15 protein-coding genes are annotated in these 16430 nt (G+C 66.9%); 5 read left to right on the top strand and 10 right to left on the bottom strand.

The window, feature by feature from the left end; translation table 11 throughout:
• The first annotated feature begins 50 nt into the window (after positions 1 to 50).
• The 5 genes from AC5W54_RS09090 to AC5W54_RS09070 all read left to right on the top strand — a co-directional run bounded on the left by AC5W54_RS09090 (position 51) and on the right by AC5W54_RS09070 (position 6061).
• Positions 51 to 1544 carry an NAD-dependent succinate-semialdehyde dehydrogenase gene (locus AC5W54_RS09090; protein ID WP_495961757.1) on the top strand — a complete coding sequence of 498 codons (1494 nt, stop codon included), beginning with the start codon at positions 51 to 53 and terminating at the stop codon, positions 1542 to 1544.
• Between the two features lie 264 nt (positions 1545 to 1808).
• Positions 1809 to 3221 (top strand): aminotransferase, encoded by a 1413-nt coding sequence (locus AC5W54_RS09085; RefSeq protein WP_495961756.1) that lies wholly within the window; start codon positions 1809 to 1811, stop codon positions 3219 to 3221.
• Positions 3222 to 3316: 95 nt separating this feature from the next.
• Positions 3317 to 4321, top strand: a complete 1005-nt coding sequence (gene eutB, locus AC5W54_RS09080) for a hydroxyectoine utilization dehydratase EutB (protein WP_495961755.1) — start codon at positions 3317 to 3319, stop codon at positions 4319 to 4321.
• Positions 4322 to 4335: 14 nt separating this feature from the next.
• Positions 4336 to 5283, top strand: a complete 948-nt coding sequence (locus tag AC5W54_RS09075; RefSeq protein WP_495961754.1) for a cyclodeaminase — start codon at positions 4336 to 4338, stop codon at positions 5281 to 5283.
• Positions 5284 to 5380: 97 nt separating this feature from the next.
• Positions 5381 to 6061, top strand: coding sequence for a haloacid dehalogenase type II (locus tag AC5W54_RS09070; protein WP_495961753.1), 681 nt, complete (start codon positions 5381 to 5383; stop codon positions 6059 to 6061).
• Positions 6062 to 6065: 4 nt separating this feature from the next.
• On the opposite strand, the gene AC5W54_RS09065 is transcribed toward AC5W54_RS09070, so the two are convergent.
• From AC5W54_RS09065 to AC5W54_RS09020, 10 genes are all read right to left on the bottom strand, one after another.
• Complete coding sequence (locus AC5W54_RS09065; protein ID WP_495961752.1) at positions 6066 to 7436, bottom strand: TrkH family potassium uptake protein; 1371 nt, start codon at positions 7434 to 7436, stop codon at positions 6066 to 6068.
• Between the two features lie 936 nt (positions 7437 to 8372).
• Entirely contained in the window at positions 8373 to 9332 is a 960-nt protein-coding gene (locus AC5W54_RS09060) for a sulfurtransferase (RefSeq protein WP_495961751.1), read from the bottom strand.
• Between the two features lie 140 nt (positions 9333 to 9472).
• Positions 9473 to 9670, bottom strand: coding sequence for a zf-HC2 domain-containing protein (locus tag AC5W54_RS09055; RefSeq protein ID WP_495961750.1), 198 nt, complete (start codon positions 9668 to 9670; stop codon positions 9473 to 9475).
• Entirely contained in the window at positions 9667 to 10248 is a 582-nt protein-coding gene (locus tag AC5W54_RS09050; RefSeq protein ID WP_495961749.1) for a sigma-70 family RNA polymerase sigma factor, read from the bottom strand. The genes AC5W54_RS09055 and AC5W54_RS09050 overlap by 4 nt, the downstream gene beginning before the upstream one ends.
• 34 nt (positions 10249 to 10282) lie before the next feature.
• Positions 10283 to 10903, bottom strand: a complete 621-nt coding sequence (locus tag AC5W54_RS09045; RefSeq protein WP_495961748.1) for a TIGR04282 family arsenosugar biosynthesis glycosyltransferase — start codon at positions 10901 to 10903, stop codon at positions 10283 to 10285.
• Positions 10893 to 11555, bottom strand: a complete 663-nt coding sequence (locus tag AC5W54_RS09040) for a TIGR04283 family arsenosugar biosynthesis glycosyltransferase (RefSeq protein WP_495961747.1) — start codon at positions 11553 to 11555, stop codon at positions 10893 to 10895. The genes AC5W54_RS09045 and AC5W54_RS09040 overlap by 11 nt, the downstream gene beginning before the upstream one ends.
• Positions 11556 to 11563: 8 nt before the next feature.
• A complete protein-coding gene (locus AC5W54_RS09035; RefSeq protein ID WP_495961746.1) occupies positions 11564 to 12193 on the bottom strand; it encodes an ATP-binding cassette domain-containing protein in 630 nt (209 codons plus the stop codon).
• Entirely contained in the window at positions 12190 to 13884 is a 1695-nt protein-coding gene (locus AC5W54_RS09030) for an ABC transporter permease (protein ID WP_495961745.1), read from the bottom strand. The genes AC5W54_RS09035 and AC5W54_RS09030 overlap by 4 nt, the downstream gene beginning before the upstream one ends.
• Positions 13885 to 13930: 46 nt before the next feature.
• Positions 13931 to 15139 (bottom strand): ABC transporter substrate-binding protein, encoded by a 1209-nt coding sequence (locus AC5W54_RS09025; protein WP_495961744.1) that lies wholly within the window; start codon positions 15137 to 15139, stop codon positions 13931 to 13933.
• 15 nt (positions 15140 to 15154) lie between these two features.
• On the bottom strand, positions 15155 to 16240 hold the full coding sequence (locus AC5W54_RS09020) for a phosphotransferase family protein (protein ID WP_495961743.1): 1086 nt from the start codon (positions 16238 to 16240) through the stop codon (positions 15155 to 15157).
• Positions 16241 to 16430: the final 190 nt, after the last annotated feature.

Raw genomic sequence — 16430 nt, 5'->3', positions numbered from 1 at the left:
GTCATCACCGGCGCTCGATCCCGCCGCCGGTGTGCAAGGGGAGGTCCCGCATGAAACTGTCCAAGACCCTGTCCAACGCGCTGAGCGATCCGCGTCTGTTTCGCCAGCATGCCTATGTCGACGGCAAGTGGACCCACGGTGACGGTGGTCGCGAGGCGGCCGTGTTCGACCCGGCCACCGGCGAGGCGATCGGGCACATCCCCTGGCTGGAGGCCCATCAGATCCGCGAGGCCGTGGACGCCGCCGAAGCCGCCTTCGTGCACTGGCGGGCGCTGCGCGCCGACGAGCGCTGCGAGCGCCTGCTGGCCTGGTACGACCTGCTCCAGGCCCATCGCGAGGACCTGGCCACCATCATGACCCTGGAGCAGGGCAAGCCGCTGCCCGACGCCCGCGGCGAGGTGGAGTACGGTGCCAGCTTCGTGCGCTGGTTCGCCGAGGAAGGCAAGCGTACCTTCGGCGAGACCATTCCCAGCCATATCCCCAATGCCGCCCTCGGCACCCTCAAGGAGCCGGTGGGGATCGCCGCCCTGATCACCCCGTGGAACTTCCCGCTGGCGATGATCACCCGCAAGGCCGCTGCGGCCATGGCCGCCGGCTGCCCGGTGATCGTCAAGCCGGCCGGCGAGACGCCGTTCTCGGCCCTGGCGCTGGCCGAGCTGGCCGAGCGTGCCGGCATCCCGGCCGGGGTGTTCAACGTGGTGCTGGGCGAGCCGGCGGAAGTCTCGAAAATTCTGTGTGCCGAAGAGCGCGTCAAGGCGCTCTCCTTCACCGGCTCCACTCGGGTTGGCCGGCTGCTGCTGGAGCAGAGCGCGCAGACGGTCAAGCGTGTGTCGCTGGAGTTGGGCGGTAACGCCCCCTTTATCGTCGGGCCGGACATGGATCCCAAGGAGGCGGCCTACGCCGCGGTGGCGGCCAAGTTCCAGACCGCCGGCCAGGACTGCCTGGCGGCCAACCGCATCCTGGTGCACGAGTCGATCCATGACGACTTCGTTGCCCATTTCGCCGAGCGCATGGCGGCGCTCACGGTGGGCAACGGCCTGGAGAGCGAGGTCGACCTGGGCCCGCTGATCCACCGCCAGGCGGTGGACAAGGCCTCGGCCATCGTCGACGACGCCATCTCCCAGGGCGCCACCCTGGTCGCCGGCGATCAGAACCAGGCACCGGGCCCGAACTTCTTCATGCCGGTGCTGCTCACCGGGGTGACCCCGCAGATGAAGGTGTGGCGCGAGGAGAACTTCGCCCCGGTGGCCGGCGTCACCGCCTACTCGAACGACGACCAGGTGATCGAGATGGCCAACGACACCGAGTACGGCCTGGCGGCCTATGTCTACACCCACGACATCCGTCGCATCTGGAAGCTGCTGCGGGCGCTGGAGTACGGCATGGTCTCGGTCAATTCGGTGAAGATGACCGGTCCCCCGGTGCCCTTCGGCGGCGTCAAGCAGTCGGGCCTGGGCCGCGAGGGTGGCATCACCGGCATCGACGAGTATCTGGAGACCAAGTACTACTGCCTGGGCGGGCTTGGTTCGGTTTCCGGGAGCTAGCTTTCGAGACCCAGCCGGGATGCGCCAGCGAGCGATATCTACCCAAGGGCGCTGGGGCAAGCGTAGCGGCGCGCGGTGATCGACAGGGATGTCGATCGAGGACCGGCAAGAGGGACCTTGTTCCGGTCCGACGCGCAAGCCGCAAGCGTAGCCCCAGGGTTTCGTCCTTGGGCATCGCGAGAGGGCTCATGACGGCGATGCCAACCGGCATACGAATTGATGAAAACCCTCCCCGGCGGAGCCGGGGAGCCCAAGGAGAGAGACATGAGCCAGCAGCACCAGGACCTGATCGACCGTGACCGCAAGGTGACCTTCCACGCCTCCACCCACCTGCGCGACTTCGCCCATGGCGATGCGCCGGGCCGCGTGATCACCGGCGGCCAGGGCATCACCATCGTCGACAAGGACGGCCGCGAGTTCATCGACGGCTTCGCCGGCCTCTACTGCGTCAACATCGGCTACGGCCGTACCGAGGTGGCCGAGGCGATCTACCGGCAGGCCCTGGAGCTCTCCTACTATCACACCTATGTGGGGCACTCCAACGAGCCGCAGATCGCGCTCTCCGAGAAGATTCTCGAGCTGGCCGGCCCCGGCATGTCCAAGGTCTACTACGGGATGTCCGGCTCCGACGCCAACGAGACCCAGTTGAAGATCGTGCGCTACTACAACAACGTGCTCGGTCGTCCGCAGAAGAAGAAGGTCATCTCGCGCATGCGCGGCTACCACGGCTCCGGCATCGCCTCCGGATCGCTGACCGGCCTCAAGGCGTTCCACGACCACTTCGACCTGCCCATCGAGACGATCCGTCACACCGAGGCGCCGTTCTACTACCAGCGGGCGGCCGAGCTCGAAGGCATGACCGAGCGCGAGTTCTCGAAGCATTGTGCGGTGAAGCTCGAGGAGATGATCCTGGCCGAGGGGCCCGACACCGTGGCCGCCTTCATCGGCGAGCCGGTGCTCGGCACCGGCGGCATCGTGCCGCCGCCGGAGGGCTACTGGGCGGAGATCCAGGCGGTGCTGGCCAAGTACGACGTGCTGCTGATCGCCGACGAGGTGGTGTGCGGCTTCGGGCGTATCGGCACCGACTTCGGCAGCCACTTCTACGGCATCAAGCCCGACCTGATCACCGTGGCCAAGGGGCTGACCAGCGCCTACCAGCCGCTCTCCGGGGTGATCGTCGGCGACCGCGTGTGGAAGGTGCTCGAGCAGGGCACCGGCGAGTTCGGCCCGATCGGTCACGGCTGGACCTATTCCGGCCACGCCCTGGGCTGTGCCGCGGGTCTCGCCAACCTGGCGATCATCGCGCGCGAGGGGCTGACCGCCAACGCCGCCGAGACCGGCGCCTACCTGCAGCAGGCCATGGCGAAGGCGTTCGGCGATAGCCCCATCGTCGGCAACGTGCGCGGCGTGGGCATGCTGGCCGCCCTCGAGTTCGCCGCCGACCCGGCCCGGCGCCAGGCCTTCGACCCGGCGCTCAAGGTCGGCCCGCGCATCGCCGCCGCGGCACTCGACGAGAACCTGATCGCTCGCGCCATGCCCCAGGGCGACATCCTCGGCTTCGCGCCGCCGCTCACCACCAGCCGTGCCGAGGTCGACGAGATCGTCGCCCGCGCCAAGCGCGCGGTGGACAAGGTGGCCGACGAGCTGCTGCGCTCGGGTGACATCAAGGCGGCCTGAGTCGGCAGGCTCCGATCCCATTCGCCGCGGGGTGTGCGCCCCGCGGCGTTCTTGTAGGGTGAGAGAATGACGGACGGTGGTGGAGAGGACCCGCGATGGCTGAATCCCTGCATGGCGTGACACTGGCATCGATCTACGCGGCCCGCAAGCGTATCGCCGGCCAGGTGGTACGCACGCCGCTGGTGCGTTCGGCGGCGCTGTCGGCGCGCTTCGACGCCGAGGTGCTGCTCAAGCTGGAGACCTGCCAGCCGACCGGCGCCTTCAAGCTGCGCGGCGCCACCAACATGATCGCCGCACTTATCGAAACCCGAGGCCGAGAGTCACTCTCGGCCGGGGTGACCACCGCCTCCACCGGCAACCATGGCCGGGCGGTGGCCCATGCCGCCGCGCGCCTCGGCGTGCCGGCGGTGATCTGTCTCTCGCGGCTGGTGCCGGAGAACAAGGCGCGTGCCATCGAGGCGCTGGGCGCCGAAGTGCGGCGCATCGGCACGAGCCAGGACGAGGCCTTCGGTGAGGTCGAACGGCTGGTGAGCGACCAGGGCATGACGCCGATTCCACCTTTCGACGATCCCCTGATCGCCGCGGGACAGGGCACCATCGGCCTCGAACTGATGGAGGATGCCCCCGCGCTCGACCGGGTCATCGTCGGGCTCTCCGGCGGCGGACTGCTCGGCGGGATCGGCGCGGCGGTGAAGGCGATCCGGCCCGCGACCCGTGTCATCGGAGTGAGCCTGTCGCAGGGGGCGGCCATGTGGGCGAGCCTGCAGGCCGGCCACCCCGTCGAGGTCGAGGAGGTCGAGAGCCTCGGCGATTCGCTGGGCGGCGGCATCGGCCTCGACAACTGCTGTACCTTCGCCCTGGTGCGCGAGGTGATGGACGATCACCTGCAGGTCTCGGAAACCGCCATCGCCCGTGCCATGGTCGACATCCTCGAGCACGAGAAGCTGCTGGTGGAGGGGGCCGCGGCGGTGGGGCTGGCCGCCCTGGCCGAGCATGGCCTCGATGTCCGCGGTCAGCGCGTGTCGCTGATTCTGTCCGGCAACGGGGTCGCCCTTGAAACCTTCGACCGGGCGCGGAAAATCGCCGGACGAGACGAATGATTCGGGAGGATGTCATGCAGCTCTATCATCGCGATGCCATTGCCGCGGCCGTGCATATCGATCGCGACGCCCTGGCGGTGGTGGAGGCGGGGTTCGCTGCCCTGGGACGCGGCGAGGTCGTCCAGCCGCCGATCCTCTCCATGGCGATCGAGGAGTCCAACGGCGAGGTCGACGTCAAGACCGCCCATATCCGCGGCGCCGAGCGCTTCGCCATCAAGGTCAGCCCCGGCTTCTTCGACAACCCGAAGCTGGGCCTGCCGAGCCTCAACGGCCTGATGCTGGTGTTCTCGGCGAAGACCGGCCGGGTCGACGCCGTGCTCTTCGACGAGGGCTATCTCACCATGGTGCGCACTGCACTCGCCGGGGCCATCGCCGCCAAGCATCTGGCCCGGGAGAACAGCCGTCGGGTAGCGGTACTGGGGGCCGGCGAGCAGGCCGAGCGCCAGGTCGAGGCACTGCGCCTGGTGCGTGACATCGACACCATCGACGTCTGGGCCCGTCGTCGCGAAGCCGCCGAGTCCTACGCCGAGACGATGCGCGACCGTGGGCTGGCCGTGCAGGTGCACGACAGCGTTCATGCCGCCTGCGAGCGGGCCGATATCATCATCACCACGACCCCGTCGCGGGAGCCGATCCTGCAGGCACGGGACCTGCCCGAGGGCGTGCACGTCACCGCCATGGGCTCGGACAGCCCGGAGAAGCGCGAACTCGACGAGTCGGTGCTGACCCGTGCCGACGCCTTCGTCTGCGACACCCGGGCCCAGAGCGAGCGCAACGGCGAGCTCAAGGCGCTGGGAGGCAGGGAGGCCCCCTTCAAGGTGCATGAGCTGGGCCGCGTGATCGCCGAGGGCCAACGGCTGCGCCTGTCGGACGCCACCATCACGGTGTGTGACCTGACCGGTACCGGGGTGCAGGACACGGCGATCGCCGGCTTCGCCCTCACCCGGCTGGCAGCGGGGTGATCCCCTCAGGGAGGCTGGGCTCGAGTGGTCGTCTTGAGACGCGGGGCGACAGGCCTCATGCTGCTGGGATGACTGGATACTCCAAGGAGAACGGCAGATGGCAACGGTACTGGCCTTCGATGTCTACGGCACCCTGATCGATACCCATGGCGTGGTCACCGAGCTGGAGGAGCGGCTCGCCGCCTCCGGTAAAGCGGAGCTGGCCGCCGAGTTCTCGCGACGTTGGCGCGACAAGCAGCTCGAATACAGCTTCCGCCGTGGGCTGATGGGCGCCTATGTGGCCTTCTCGCAGTGCACGCGAGAAGCCCTGGAGTTCACCGACCGCGCCCTGCAGACCCGCCTGTCCGACGTCGCCAAGGACCACCTGATGGCCACCTATGCTCGGTTGCCGGCCTTTCCCGAGGCGGCCGAGGCGCTGTCACGGCTCTCCACCGCCGGGGTGCACTGCGTGGCCTTTTCCAACGGGACCTTTGATGCCGTCACCGAGCTGCTCGAGCAGGCCGGCCTGCTCGAGCACTTCGAGGCGGTGATCAGCGTCGACGAGGTGAAGCGCTTCAAGCCCGACCCGGCGGTCTATGGTCATTTACGCGTGCGCCTGGAAAGTGCTGCTGCCGACACCTGGCTGATTTCCAGCAATCCGTTCGACGTCATCGGTGCCCGCCATGCCGGACTGCACGCCGCCTGGGTCCGACGCAGTGCCGAGGCACCCTTTGACCCCTGGGGCGGAGAGCCCGATGTCACCGTCGGCGATCTGGCCGAACTGGCGGAATGCTTCTGAGGCTCTAGCCAATCTGCAACTCCGACTGCACCGAATCCCGGGAGGCCGCAAAGGCGGAGCCGACCAGATAGGCTACCGTCAGCGGGCACACGCGTCCCACGAACATCATCATCATGACAATACCCTGTCCCCAGCCGGAGAGCTCCGTCGTCAAGCCCCGCGTCAGGCCAACGGTGCCAAGGGCGGACGTGGCTTCAAACGCAACCGTCAGCAGGTCGGCGTCTTCGGTAATGGACAGGGCCAGGGTACCCATGAAGATGCCGAGTACGGCCATCACCGTTACCGCAAGTGCCTTGAGCAGGGTGGTCGTATCAATGGGGTGCGAAAATAGCGTGGGTTCGCGCCGCCGTCGAATGTAGGTCCAGGTGACGGCGAGCAGGACGAACAGGGTGGCCACTTTAATGCCGCTGCCGGTGCCGCTGGCCCCCGCGCCAATGAACATCAGCAGCATCAACACGAGGCTGGTGGGCTGGGTGAGAGCACTGATGTCGAGGCTGTTGAACCCCGCGGTTCGTGGTGTCGTCGCCTGCAGCCAGGAGGCCCAGAGCTGATCGGAAAGACCGGGTAGTGCTGCCAATGTGGCTGGATTATCCGACTCCAGCATATAGATCATGGCGGCTCCCATGAGGCTCAATACCACGGTACCGAAGAGCACCACCTTGACGTTGATGTTCAGTTGCCGACTGTGGCGATAGTCGAGAATTCCCATGATCACGATGAAGCCCACTCCTCCGATGAGGTAGAGGGAGGGGATCACCGTATTGATGACCGGGTTACCGGCGTACGCCATGAGGCTATCGGGTGAAAGGGTAAAACCGGCATTATTGAAGGCGGAAACGGTGTGAAACAGGGACCACCAGAGCCCCTGAATCCACCCATGTTCAGGTACCCAGACCACCGCCAGCGGAATCAAGGCGACACCTTCGATAACAAGCGCCAGTTTGACCACCACCTTGGCGGTGCGCATGACGTCCCCAGGGTGGGTTTCGTTGTAGGACCCGCTCGCGACCTGGTAACGTCTTCCCCCGATGCGACCGCCGAGTGACAGCAAGGCCAGTACGGCGAATGTCATGAGTCCCAGGCCACCAGCCTGCATCAATACGAGAATGACAACCTCGCCAACAACACTGAAGGTGGGGCCGGTTTCGGTTACGGTCAGGCCGGTAACGGTTACCGCGGAGGTGGCGGTGAACAGGGCATCGCTCCACGAAATGGGGGCATTCAAGGAGAGCGGTAGCTTGAGCAATCCCGTTCCCACAAGGATCAAGACCGCGAACCCAACGATCAGCAAGAATGGGGGGCTGATTCGCCAGGAGCGCTGCAGGTGTTGGGGACTGGTGACGAGCGCATCGCGAATCCTGATGAGCATGGTCATTGGCTTGTCAGTGGCAATCTTGCGTAGTAGACGGAAGATGCTCAGCCTGGATAGGGGACGACCTCGACGCGCCATGTCAGCTGCTCCCGGTTGATGATGGATCCACGTTTCATCGACGCTTTCGGGTGTTAAGACAGCGATATAGCGACCACCCCCAATCGTCAGTGCTGATGATTCTTCGCCGCTTCTTGCCTTGTGACCCACACGGATGTGGGAAACTCGCAGGCCCATCGGGAACGGGCTTATCCCTGTCCATCGCTCGACCATTTTTCAGGAAGAGCTTGGTGACGATGTAGGTGCTCGTCGGATATTTTTCGCGACGAGTGATAGCACGCTGAATGACTTAGTCGTAGCGAATGAGGAAAGCTTACAGTCGTTTTTGTAATATATTTCCAGAAGCCTATTGTGAATCGATCTTTCTGTTCCGCTGTATTGCCGTAAGAAACAAGATTTCATTCATGCCAAGAGGCAAGAAGTCACAGCATGGGCTTCTTGGTGCACCAATGACGATCTAACGGCAATGCTGATGGAGATAAGGTCATGAGAACTAGTGTAAAAATTGCTGTCGCGCTTCTTGCCAGCATGATGATGGGGGGATTGGCCAGGTCTCTGCCGCGTCGGTTGGCGGTCCGATAGTTCTCGAAGCCGGCAACTCGAACTCACGGATGGTCGGTGGCGTCACGCGTTATCAGCTGAGGCGGGATTCGCCTGCCCAGATAGTGAACCGGAGCGAAATCTGGAATCCGGCAGGGCCGCATCATACCAAGCTGCGGAGTGTGCTACGCGATGGCAACCGTAGTGTTGTGGTACAAGCCGCTCATATCGATGGCGGTTTCATGCTCAGATCTCGACGCCTTGGCCGAACGGTTGGGGTAGCAGCAAAACGCCCCGCGGCCGGTGGGTCGCGGGGCGTCATGGCGGAGTCGTCGGCGTCGGTTACTCGACCAGCTCGCCGACGGCGAGGGTGCCCCGGTCGGCCAGCTGCACGGGACGCTCATTGTCGCGGGTCCAGGCGGCCATGGAGCCGTCGTACATGCTGGCGTTCTCGACACCGCCCAGCTCGCTGAGCTGGAACCAGCCGCTGGCCGCCCAGTGGCCGGTGTTGCAGAAGGCGACGGTGGGCGCCTCGCGGTCCAGCCCCAATTCGTCGATGTGCGCCGCCAGTGCCTTGGCATTCAGGTAGTAGGCCCCGTCCTGCTCCACCAGGTGACTGTCATGGGGCAGGTTCACCGATCCGGGGATGGTGCCGGGGACTCGTGCCGCGGGCGACTGAGCCTCACCGATGAAGAAGGCCGGCGGTCGGGCGTCCACCAGCTGCTCCTCGGCCTGGCGGGCCGCTTCAACCTCCTCGGTGGTGGCCAGCAGCGCCTCGCGCAGGGTGCCCTCGAAGCTGACCGCCTCGGTGTCACCCACCGGGCCGCTGGCGACCTCGTGGCCCTGCGCCTCCCAGCCGGCGAAGCCGCCGTTGAGAATCGTCACTTCGTCGTGGCCCAGCGCCTTGAAGGTCCAGTAGACACGCGCGGCGCTGCCGAAGTCGGTGGGCCCGGTGCCTGCCGGCACGATGACCACGGTATCGTCGTTACCGATCCCCAGCCCACCGATCAATGCCTCCAGGTCCTCGACGTCGGGCATCAGGCCGGCGACTCCGTCGCGGTCCTCGCGCCAGCCGGCGTCGGTATAGTTGCTGTAACGGCTGCCCGGGATGCGCGCGGCCTCGAAGCTGTCACGATCGCCGCCATCATCGATGGACGAGCGAACATCGAGCACGACGAGGTCATCGTCGTCGAGATGCCTGTCGAGCCAGTCGCCATCGACCAGCGGTGTCGTCGGGTCGGATGCCTGGACCTGTGCAGCCAGAAGCGAAGCACCGAGGGTCGCCAGTATTGCTCTGAGCATGAGCCTGACCTCTTCGGTTGGATTGCTCCCTCTCGAATTTAGAATTGATCAGTCCATAAATCAAGCCAATGCCCTCGCCCCGAGAGACTGCAAGGTACGGGAAGACATTGCCGCCGAGAAGGCGGGGTCGGTGTCCGGGGCTAGCGGGCGTCGTCGTCCTCCTGCAGCGCCGAGGCGTGGCGTCGCCCCGCCTCATGCAACAGGTCGAACTGGCGGTTGCACTCGGTACAGGCGTCGCACATCATCAGGTGAAAGCGCAGCGAGAGACGCTGCCGAAGGGTGAGAGGGCGGTCCTGCCTGAGTGACATCAAGCGGGTCGCCTGCTTGCACATCATCATGCCGATCCCTCCTTCAGCCAGCCCTGCTCGATGCATGCACGCAGCCGCAGACGGGCTCGGTGCAGAATCACCCAGCAGTTGTTTTCCTTGATGCCGATTTCCCGGCAGATCTCTTCGGTGGAGAGCCCCATCAACTCGCGCAGCGAGAAGACCCGGGCGATGGTGTCCGGCAGGGCAATCATGCAGGCATCGAAGACCTGCCAGAACAGCTCGCTCTCGAAGGCGGCCTCCGGATCCCCCCAGTGAGCCGGTCGCGCCTCGACCCGCCAGCGGCCGCTCTGCTGGAACTGACGGTCGATGGCGTCGTCGTCGGTCTCGTCCTCCAGGGGTTGCCACTTGCCCTGGCGCTTCAGGGCACGCATGGCATCGAGGATCTTGTACTTGAGGATACCGAATACCCAGGTCTCGTAACTGGAGCGGCCGTCGAAGCTGTCGTTCTTCTCGATGGCGGCCATCAACGACTCCTGAACGGCATCCTCGGCCAGCGAAGGGTCGCGCAGGTGCAGGCGGGCGAAGGAGATCAGGCGCGGTCGTATGGCCGTCAGCCGCTGCATCCGTGCCTCGGTATCATCGGACATGCAGGTGTGCTCCAGTGATGCATCGCGTCGTGGCTCACGACGTCAGCAGGTCGGGAAAGGTCCTGCCAAGGCGTCGAACGTCGCTCTCCCGGTCAACATCCCATACTCTGGCCGGACAGGCCAGCCGCCAGCCGAGCTCACGGGCTCGCCGCCGGGTCTGGTCCATCACCCGGCCCGTGCCCCAGGCGATCGATTCGAAGAGTCGCGGGTCGGGGCGCTGCACGCCGACCAGCGCATAGCCGCCGTCCTCGGCCGGCAGGAAGACCGCATCCGCCTGGACCAGGGCCCTCCAGCAGCGTTGCAGCAGCATCGGCGTGAGCATGGGGCAGTCGCTGCCGATCAACAGGCCCGGGCCGGGCATGGTGCTCAGGGCGTGATGCATGCGCGCCCCCAGATCGCCCTCCGGCTGGGCGCGAAGCTCGATGCCGTACTGGCCGGCCAGTTCGAGGAACAGCGGATGGGCATGATCCAGTGCCGTCCACAGGGTAATGCGATGGGCCGACGTGGCGGCCGCGGCGACTTTCAGCGTATGACACAGCAGGCGCTGGTGCAGTCTCGCCGCACCCTCGGCGCCGAGAGCGTCGATCAGGCGCGTCTTGACCCGGCCGGGAAGCGGTGCCTTGGCCAGTATCGCCAGGGGAAAGTCAGCGGACATGACGATAGTCCCGTGCCAGGGTCTCCGGCGATTCGCCCCGCCAGTAGCGCCAGCGCAGCCGCCACATCATCAGGATCGTCGTCCAGGCGCCCTGTTGCTCCCAGCGCCGGCCGCTGCTCACCACCTTGTGGCGCAGACAGGCGGGGGAAGAGAGGCGTTTCAGTCGACGCGACATCTCGATGTCCTCCATCAGGGGTTGCTCGGGGAAGCCGCCCACGGCGGTGAACGCCTCACGGGTCATGAACAGCGCCTGATCACCGGTGGCGATACCGGTGAGCCGGGAGCGGATATTCATGGCCGTGGCGATGGCCGGCAGCAGGGGATGACGTCCCTCGAGGCGAATATCGAAGCGTCCCCAGCACCGCTCGCCCGACAAGGCCCGCTCGATGAGCCGATCGGCATGGGCCGGGAGTCGCGTATCGGCGTGCAGGAACAGCAGGTGCCGGCCATGGGCCACCTCGGCGCCGGCATTCAGCTGCTGCGACCGCCCCGGGGCGCTCCGGATGACCCGCTCGGTGAAGCGACTGGCTCGCGCCGGGGTGTCGTCGTGGCTGCCACCGTCGACAACGATCAGCTCGATGTCGCGAAGCGGCGGCAGAGTCGCCAGGCTCGCCTCGATGCCCTCGGCCTCGTCGAGGGTCGGCACGATCACGCTCAGCCTCATAGTTCGATCACCCGCCCGCCGGCATCCTCGGCGTCCTCCCGGTCGTGGGTGACCAGCAGGCTCGGTAGCCCGGCCTCGCGCAGGCGGGAGAACACCAGTTGGCGCATCTCGTGGCGCAGGTGGGTGTCGAGCTTGGAGAAGGGCTCGTCGAGCAGGACGGCACGAGGCTCGGAGAGCAGCAGGCGCATCAGGGCGACTCGCGCCTTCTGGCCGCCAGAGAGGGTCGCCGGGTCGCGGTCGCCGAAACCGGCCAGGCCGATCTCCCCCAGGGCGGCCTCGACCCGTGCCGCCTTGTCGGGGGTCGACCGTGGCAGGCCGAAGCGCAGGTTGCCGGCCACCGAGAGATGCGGGAACAGCAGCGGATCCTGGAACAGCAGGCCGATGCCGCGGCGTTCCGCTGGCAGGTGGGTGATGTCGTGCCCATCGAGGAGCGCGTGACCGCTGGCCTGGAAGGCCGCGCCCAGAAACCCGGCCAGGAAGGCGAGCAAGGTCGACTTGCCCGAGCCCGACGGGCCCATCACGGTGAGCACCTCGCCGGGGCCGACCGCGGCCTCGAGTTCGAGCAGCGTCACCCCGTCCAGGGCGATATGGATCTCCTTCAGGGCCAGGTGGTGGCGATCGTTCATGGCGCCCCTCGCATGCCGCGGCGGTTGGACCAGAGTAGCCGGGGGAGGCCCACGGCGATGATGAAGCCCACCAACGGCAGGCAGGCCTGAACCAGCGCCCAGACGCCGATCACCCGCCGGTTGCCGCCGGCGGCCAGGGCCACCGCCTCGGTGGTCACGGTGGGCACGCGGCCGGCACCGAGCAGTTGGGTAGGCAGGTACTGGCCGATGCTCACCGCCAGCCCCACCGCCATGGCGGTGAGCAGCGGGGCCAGCAGCAGCGGCAGGCGTACCCGCCAGAAGGTGGCGTTGCGCGAGGCGCCGAGGGTCTGTGCCAGCCGCGACCAGCGGGGATCGAGGCGTCGGTAGGCCTCCGACAGTGACAGGAAGACGTAGGGCAGCACGAACAGCAGGTGGCCGAAGATCACCAGGGCGTGTTGCGGCCGGATGCCGAGCGACTCCACCACCACCACCACTCCGAACAGGAAGGCGATCTGCGGCACGATCAGCGGCAGATAGAGCAGCCCCAGCGCCGAGAAGAGCCTCCCGGAGGGGTGACGCCCGGTGCGCTGCTCGTTCTCCAGTGCGGCCAGGGCCAGGGCCAGGGCGATCGCCGTCGAGACGATGGCGATGACGACGGTCGAACCCGCTGGCCCTGCCAGCGATGGCAGGGCCCGGCTCCAGTGCAGCAGGGTGAAGCCCTGCGGCAGCACATCGGGAAAGCGCCAGAAGCCGGCCACCGAATAGAGCGCCAGGCCGGCGATGCCGGTGAAGGCGGTCAGGCTCGTCAGCAGGATCGACGCCTTGCCGAGAAACCGCAGGCTCCGTTCGCCACCTTGTCGGCCGCCACGGTGGATCCAGTGCCGCCCCAGGCGAACAACGAGACATTCAAGGCACCACCAGATCGCCAGCGCTGCGGCGGTGACGCCGAGTTGCAGTACCGCGCCGGCCGCGGCCATGAAGCGTCGGTCGAGATCGGGATCGCCGAACCACTGCAGAACCGAGACGCTGAGCGTGGACGGCAGGGTGGGGCCGAGAATCACGGCCATGTCGACCACCGAGGAAGCGTAGGCGATGACCGCATAGACCGGCAGACGAATCAGCGGATAGAGCGCCGGGACGACGACCTTGAGCCAGGCGATGGCCGGGCGATAGCCCAATGAGCGGGCCATGGCCACGCGCCGCTCGGGGTCGAGCTGGGGCAGGGCCGCCAGGCTCATCAGCAGCAGGAAGGGGATCTCCTTGATGATCAGCCCTGCCATCAGCGACAGGCCCCAGGGGTCCTGGACGATCAGCAGGTCCGGGGGGCGCTCCCAGCCGGTCAGCCCCGGCGAGAGCAGCCGGGCCACCTGGCCCGAGGGGGCGATCAGGAAGGCCAGGCCGAAGGCGGCGGCGGCATGAGGGACCGAAAGCAGCGGCGAGACCAGCCGGCGAATCCAGTGATCCAACCGGCTGCCCGAGACTCCGGCCTGAAACAGCAGCACCACGACGAGCGACACCGCGGTGGTGACCAGACCGCTGGCCAGGCTGATCGCCACCGAGCGCGCCAGACCGGGCTGGGCGAACAGCTGCCGCCAGGGAACCAGACTGAAGTCGTCGCCACCCAGTGCCGGCAGGTAGCCGAAGGCGGGCAGCACCGCCATGGCCAGGCCGGCGAGGATGGGACCGACCAGCAGGGTGACGATCAGCACGGGAGCGAGGCGCAGGATCATCCCGATCGCGCCTCGTCACCGGCTGTGGTGCAGAGAGCCATCGTCATCAGTTACGCACATAGCGCTCGCGCCAGGCCTCCTGCAGAGCGGTCATCCAGCTCGGGTGCGGCTCGGGCAGCGTCTGGTCCAGGGCGCCGGGGGGGAGCATCGCCGGGTTCTCCTCGTCCAGGGTGAAGAGCGCTCGTGACTGCTCATCGAGGCGCGTCACGTCGAGCACGGTGCGGTCACCCCACACCGACAGGTCCTGCTTGTGGGCCTGGGCCTCCGGGGAGAGCAGGAAATCGGCGACCACCATGGCGCCGGCCTTGTGGGGTGAGTTGAAGGGAATGGCGACGAAGTGCACGTTGCCGAGGGTGCCGCCCTCCAGCACATAGCTGCGAGTGGAGGGCGGGAGCTCGAAGTCGGCCACTGCGGCGGCCGGCTCCGAGGGAATGAAGGTGAAGGCCAGGGCCAGTTCGCCGTCGCTCATCAGGTTGCGCAGCTCCGGACCGGTGGCGGGGAACTGCCGCCCGCCGCGCCACAAGTGGGGGTGCAGGGCGTCCAGGTAGTCCCACAGCGGGGCGGTGACGACCGCGAAGTCGCTCTCCTCCACCGGGGCGTAGAGCGCCTCGTCGGCATCGGTCAGGGCGATCAGCGCCTGCTTGAGGAAGGTGCTGCCGGTGAAGTCGGGAATGCGGGGATAGGTGAAGCGGCCGGGGTTGGCCTCGGCCCACGCGAGCAGTGTCTCGATGTCACGGGGCGGCGACTCGAGCTCGGCACTGTCATGGTAGAAGGTGATCTGTGCCTTGCCCCAGGGGGCCTCGAAGCCTTCGGTGGGCAGTGTGAAGTCGGTGACCACCTCGGGGTTATGCTCGGGGTGGGTAAGCGCGAAGTTCGGCAACCGCTCGGCGAAGGGACCGAACAGCAGGTCGGCCGCCTTCATGGCGGCGAAGTTCTCGCCATTGATCCAGATCAGGTCGATGCTGCCGTCCTCGCGGTTGCCGGCGGACTTCTCGGCCAGGACGCGAGACACGGCAGCGCTGGTGTCGTCGAGCTTCACATGCACCACCGTCACATCGTATTCGTCCCGCATGCGCCGGTCGACCCACTCGATATAGCGATTGGTGCGGGTGTCGCCCGCCCAGGCATTCCAGTAGACGGTCTGGCCGCGGGCCTCGTCGAGCACGGCCTCCCAGTCGCCGGGATCGGGGGTGGCGTGAAGCGGAGTGGCGAGCAGCAGAGAAAGCGAAGCAGCGGCGAGAAGACGGCTCGGCATCAAGGGAATCCTTCTTCAATTCATGGCGGTAGTCAGCGCGCCCTCGAGGGTGCGAAATTCATCCTGCACACGCCTGATGGCGGGCAGGGAGAGATAGTGGTCGACCCGATCGCGCACATGGGCGATCAGCGCCTCGTCGCTGAGCTCGGCGGACCAGTCCTCGCCGCGGGCATGGGCGTCACGCCTCCGGCGATGGCTGGCACGCCACTTGGCACACCAGGTCAGCGACCAGAGCCACATGGCACGGCGACAGGCGAGCAGGACCGAGGTATCGCCGTCGAAGCCCGTCGCCATGATCCAGCGGCGGTAGAAGTCGGCCACCTGCCCCGCTGACAGCTCGGCACGGCTGACGAGGTCCCAGGTGGTCGAGGTATAGAGGCTGGCATGGGCCAGGTCGAAGCCGGGCAGGCCGTAGCGGCACTTCTCGAGATCCACCAGCACGGCGCGTCCCGAGTCGGTGATCAGGAAGTTGCCCGGGTGGGCGTCGAAGCTGATCAGCCGGGGCTCGGCGGCGGGCAGCCGCTGTGGCAGGGCGGCGAGCTCGGCCTCCAGGCAACGCCGCACCGCCGGCGTCAGGTCCGCTCGGTCCAGAAAGCGGGCCTGTGTCGTGACCTCGTCGTGCATCGCGGCCCAGGGATCGCCAGGGGCCTGCAGCGGTTCGCGCTGTCCGCAGGGCGGTATTTCCAGGGCGTGCAGGCAGGCCAAGGCCTCGGCGATGGCCGGGAGATCATCCGGCAGGCGCGCCGGCCGACCGCGAATGGCGCTGACCAGCAGGCCACCTCGCGGCAGGTCGTCGGATGGGGGGAGGACCCCGTGCAGTGCCGGCGTGTGCCCGCTCTCGCTCGCTCGGGCGAAGCAGGCCGCCTGATAATCGAGGTTGGCCCGTGCGCCTAGCCCCAGTTGGCTCTGCTTGGGCAGGCGCGCGACCCAATCGATGGTGTCGCGGACCAGCCAGACATGGTGATGCGCCAGGCCGGTGTCGGCCATCGGGCGCAGTTCATGAACGCTCGCATCGTGCCCGGACCGCTGGAGGGCCAGGCGTAACCTGTCGAGCAGGCCCCGGGGACCCTCGTCGCCTTCCGGTAGCGTGGCGTCGATCATGGTGCTCCTCGTCATCCGTCATGCCCATGCAATTGAGTGGTCGAGGACGTGTGTCGGTTCCTTACAGAAGCAAGAGTACCGCGTCTGAGTTCAGGTTATGCCAATTCAGTACCAGAGAGCAGTCAACGGCCCGAGGCGGTCGGCCGGAACGGGCCTCGGTGAATCGACGGGAAGGGAGAAGGCCGCCACT

The organism is Halomonas sp. LMYGS-3 (assembly GCF_059509875.1).
Note: the sequence above shows the minus strand (reverse complement) of the source record. Positions and strands in the feature narration are given on the sequence as shown.

Coding starts and splice junctions, on each gene's coding strand:
- AC5W54_RS09090 (WP_495961757.1), top strand. CDS start 51: ATGAAACTGTCCAAGACCCTGTCCAACGCGCTGAGCGATCCGCGTCTG.
- AC5W54_RS09085 (WP_495961756.1), top strand. CDS start 1,809: ATGAGCCAGCAGCACCAGGACCTGATCGACCGTGACCGCAAGGTGACC.
- eutB (WP_495961755.1), top strand. CDS start 3,317: ATGGCTGAATCCCTGCATGGCGTGACACTGGCATCGATCTACGCGGCC.
- AC5W54_RS09075 (WP_495961754.1), top strand. CDS start 4,336: ATGCAGCTCTATCATCGCGATGCCATTGCCGCGGCCGTGCATATCGAT.
- AC5W54_RS09070 (WP_495961753.1), top strand. CDS start 5,381: ATGGCAACGGTACTGGCCTTCGATGTCTACGGCACCCTGATCGATACC.
- AC5W54_RS09065 (WP_495961752.1), bottom strand. CDS start 7,436: ATGACCATGCTCATCAGGATTCGCGATGCGCTCGTCACCAGTCCCCAA.
- AC5W54_RS09060 (WP_495961751.1), bottom strand. CDS start 9,332: ATGCTCAGAGCAATACTGGCGACCCTCGGTGCTTCGCTTCTGGCTGCA.
- AC5W54_RS09055 (WP_495961750.1), bottom strand. CDS start 9,670: ATGATGATGTGCAAGCAGGCGACCCGCTTGATGTCACTCAGGCAGGAC.
- AC5W54_RS09050 (WP_495961749.1), bottom strand. CDS start 10,248: ATGTCCGATGATACCGAGGCACGGATGCAGCGGCTGACGGCCATACGA.
- AC5W54_RS09045 (WP_495961748.1), bottom strand. CDS start 10,903: ATGTCCGCTGACTTTCCCCTGGCGATACTGGCCAAGGCACCGCTTCCC.
- AC5W54_RS09035 (WP_495961746.1), bottom strand. CDS start 12,193: ATGAACGATCGCCACCACCTGGCCCTGAAGGAGATCCATATCGCCCTG.
- AC5W54_RS09030 (WP_495961745.1), bottom strand. CDS start 13,884: ATGATCCTGCGCCTCGCTCCCGTGCTGATCGTCACCCTGCTGGTCGGT.
- AC5W54_RS09025 (WP_495961744.1), bottom strand. CDS start 15,139: ATGCCGAGCCGTCTTCTCGCCGCTGCTTCGCTTTCTCTGCTGCTCGCC.
- AC5W54_RS09020 (WP_495961743.1), bottom strand. CDS start 16,240: ATGATCGACGCCACGCTACCGGAAGGCGACGAGGGTCCCCGGGGCCTG.